At 39.7% G+C, this 1838-nt stretch carries 1 protein-coding gene and 1 pseudogene; one reads left to right on the top strand and one right to left on the bottom strand.

All coding sequences use genetic code 11. The annotated features are described in order from the left end of the window. Positions 1-261 precede the first annotated feature (261 nt). A complete protein-coding gene (locus AC27EF_RS13535) occupies positions 262-1212 on the bottom strand; it encodes a sugar-binding transcriptional regulator (protein ID WP_487111295.1) in 951 nt (316 codons plus the stop codon). A gap of 218 nt (positions 1213-1430) precedes the next feature. Here AC27EF_RS13535 and AC27EF_RS13540 point away from each other — a divergent pair. After that, positions 1431-1838: pseudogene (locus tag AC27EF_RS13540) on the top strand (NAD(P)H-dependent oxidoreductase); the annotation flags it as partial.

A 1838-nucleotide genomic window follows, 5' to 3' on the forward strand; every position in this document is an offset into this window, starting at 1 on the left:
TGTGCCGTTTGGTCTGGTAACCAACAAAGCGGTAATGAAGAGAGATGTAAAGAAGGGTCAGCTGTTGACGTACGATGATATTGAACTGGATAAGAGCACACTGATTTATCAGCTGAGAAAAGAACAGGATGCAATGTACGGAAGAAACGTATTATAATTTCAGAACGGGCGACATACTTTAACATACCATTTTTATATAAAACAAAGAGAGGAGACATTCACTGGAAATGAAGTTTCCTCTCTTTGTTATTGCATATGAAATCAGGAATCTTTGGATGACAGGAGTAGCAGCGCGGTTTCTTCAGTGGTAAAGAAAGCATCCACCAGGTGAAGAGATAAGACAGTATGAATGATTTCGGTTTTTTCTGTTCCTTCTGCAATTGCAATGGCTGTTCTGGCATTTTGTTTCGCCTTAAAAATATTTGCTTTTACCAGATGCCGCGTAAGATCCAGATCAATGGGATTTCCGCGTCGGTCGAGAAATTGCATGGCAATATCTCCGATGGCATCCGCCTGTTTTAATTGCTTAATATCTCTTTCGGAAAGGATGTGATATCGAGTCAAAAAGGAATCTGCAAAGGTTCCGATTCCGGTAACGATCATATCTGCATGCTCTCCCATGGATAATAATCTTTGGGTATTCTGGTTTGTAATGAGGGCTTCATATTCTTCTTTGGAAGAACAAAACGCCGGTGCATGCACAACGTTCGCAGTTCCGCCGATCTTCTCTGCTAATTCGATTGCACTGTAATTTGGGAGGGTTTCAAAGGTGGTTCCAAAGCTTCCGGCAAGAGGGACAGTCTGTGTATCCGGCATATCAAGAGGTGTAAGCTCGTGAATAAATCGGGAAATTGCATTTCCCCAACCGATTCCGATAATATCCTTTGGTTGGATCTGAGAAATAAAATAATTCGCAGCGGCAAGAGCCACGTAGTCCTTCTTAGTTTCGTCATAAGAAATGACACCGGCATAGGAAAGGTGATATTTTTCTTTTAAATGTCTTTCTAAAGTAGCGTTTCCGGAAATAGGTGAATTAATGGTGATTTTTACAATTCCGAGATCTTGCGCTTTGGACAGCAATTTAGAAATCCAGGGTCTGGATACGTTGAGCCGTTTTGCTATTTCTTGTTGTGATAAATGGCTTTTGTAATAAAGATTTGCAACCAGAAGAATTTTATCGTACATCATTTGTTCGTTTTCTCTTTTATTCATAAGGGACTCCTTTCAGTACAAACAGGGAGAAGCACAAATGTAACTAATTTTAATGAAATTATATAGTGAAAATCAATATAATTCAAGTAAATAAGGGAAAAAAACAAAAAAATATTGACGAACATCTGTAAAGTGTATATAATACAAGTATCAAAAGTAATTGATAAGCACAAAGGTAACAACAAACATGGAAAGATATGAAGTAGGAGAGTGAAATTATGCTGAACATGGATCAAAAACTAATTAAGAGACAGGAAGAAGGAAAAATCATTAAAACCGGAATTGTCGGAGCCGGACAGATGGGGCGGGGAATGGTAACCCAGATGGTTCTGATGAACGGAATGATGCCGGCGATCGTATCTGATATCAAAGTAGAGAATGCAGTCAATGCGTTTAAATACGCAGGAGTTTCCGAAGATGATATTGCCATTGCAAAAACACTGGAAGATGCCAATGCGGCAATGGAAGCAGGCAAATATGTTGCATGTGAAGATGCCAACTTCGTATCACATGCAAATCTGGTAGAGTGTGCCATTGATGCGACGGGAGTGCCGGATGTGGGAGCAAAGGTAGCAACCGATGCCATGAGAAATAAAAAACATGTGGTTATGCTGAATGTAGAAACA

It is taken from the genome of Anaerostipes stercorihominis (genome assembly GCF_057535655.1).

Excerpts from the sequence above, each read along its gene's own strand:
- AC27EF_RS13535 (WP_487111295.1), bottom strand. The coding sequence starts at position 1,212 with ATGAATAAAAGAGAAAACGAACAAATGATGTACGATAAAATTCTTCTG.